At 63.5% G+C, this 1561-nt stretch carries 2 protein-coding genes; both read left to right on the forward strand.

Features of this window, described 5'->3' with window-relative positions:
- A partial coding sequence (gene yghU, locus BLW02_RS19395) for a glutathione-dependent disulfide-bond oxidoreductase (RefSeq protein WP_092701769.1) occupies positions 1-855 on the forward strand: 855 nt, incomplete at its 5' end.
- A 56-nt stretch (positions 856-911) separates the two neighbouring features.
- A partial coding sequence (locus tag BLW02_RS19400) for a glutathione S-transferase family protein (protein WP_092701772.1) occupies positions 912-1561 on the forward strand: 650 nt, incomplete at its 3' end.

The following is a 1561-nucleotide window of genomic DNA, read 5'->3' on the forward strand; positions in this document are numbered from 1 at the left end:
CCACCCGCTGTCTGGACCTGGAACGCACCCAACGGCGGCCAGTTCGCCAGCATCAACCGTCCGACTGCCGGTGCCACGCACGACCAGGACCTTCCGGTCGGCCAACACCCGCTGCAGCTGTACTCGCTAGCCACGCCGAACGGTGTGAAGGTGACCGTGATGCTCGAAGAGTTGTTGGCCATGGGCCACCGCGGCGCTGAATACGACGCCTGGCTGATCCGCATCTCCGAAGGCGACCAATTCGGCTCGGGCTTTGTGGCCGTCAACCCCAACTCGAAAATCCCGGCGTTGCTCGACCGCAGCGCAGCGGTGCCGCAGCGTGTGTTCGAGTCAGGGAACATCCTGCTGTACCTGGCTACCAAATTCAATGCGCTGCTGCCCGAAGATCCAGCCGCACGCACCGAAGCGCTGTCATGGCTTTTCTGGCAGATGGGCAGCGCCCCTTACCTCGGCGGCGGCTTCGGCCATTTCTACGCCTATGCGCCGGCCAAGTTTGAGTACCCGATCGACCGCTTCACCATGGAAACCAAGCGCCAGCTCGACGTCCTCGACCGACGCCTGGCGCAATGTCGCCACCTGGGCGGTGACGACTACAGCATCGCTGACATCGCAGTGTGGCCCTGGTACGGTGCGCTGGTGCTGGGTCATCTCTACAACGCGGCCGAATTCCTGCAGGTACAGACCTATACAAACGTCCAACGCTGGGCCCAAGAAATCGCTGCGCGACCGGCGGTTCGCCGCGGGCGCATGGTCAACCGCAACTGGGGTCCAGCAGAAGAGCAGCTGCACGAGAGGCATGACGCCCAGGACTTCGACACACGCACCCAAGACAAGCTGTCGCCAGCAGCCGGCTGAGCCATCCAGCGGCCCGACACCGCTCAGACCACCCACTCATTGCCACGGAGACCTTCATGATCAAGTTCTACTACCACCCCTCTCCCAACCCGGCCAAGGTCGCGCTGTTGCTCGAAGAAACCGGACTGCCCTACGAACTGGTGCCGGTGGATACGCGCAAGGGCGAGCAGCACGAGGCAGCGTTCACGGCGATCAATCCCAACGCGAAAACGCCGGCCCTGGTCGACGGCGACGCGGTGGTGTTCGACAGCAATGCCATCCTTCTGTATCTGGCGGAGAAGTCCGGCCAGTTCCTGCCGCCAGACACGCCTGAGGCCCGTGCACAGATGCTGTCTTGGTTGATGTTCGTCGCCACCGGGGTCGGGCCGTATTCCGGGCAGGCGGTTCACTTCAAGCACTTTGCCCCGGAACCCAAGGCCTATGCGGTCAATCGTTACGACTTCGAAGCCTGGCGGCACTGGAAGATCATTGACCAGCAACTGGCCCAGCATCGCTACATGCTCGGCGAGACCTACACCCTGGTCGACATGGCTGTCTGGGGCTGGGCGCGGGCCGTGCCGTTCGTGCTCGGAGCCACCGCCTGGGAGCAGTTGCCCAACGTCAAGCGCCTGCTCGATGAAGTCAACGCCCGCCCGGCAGCTCAACGCGCCGAAGCTCTCAAGGCCAAGCACGCTTTCAAGGCCGAGATGGACGACGAAGCACGGGC

It is taken from the genome of Acidovorax soli, from assembly GCF_900107605.1.
GTDB classification, from domain to species: Bacteria; Pseudomonadota; Gammaproteobacteria; order Burkholderiales; family Burkholderiaceae_C; genus Acidovorax; species Acidovorax soli.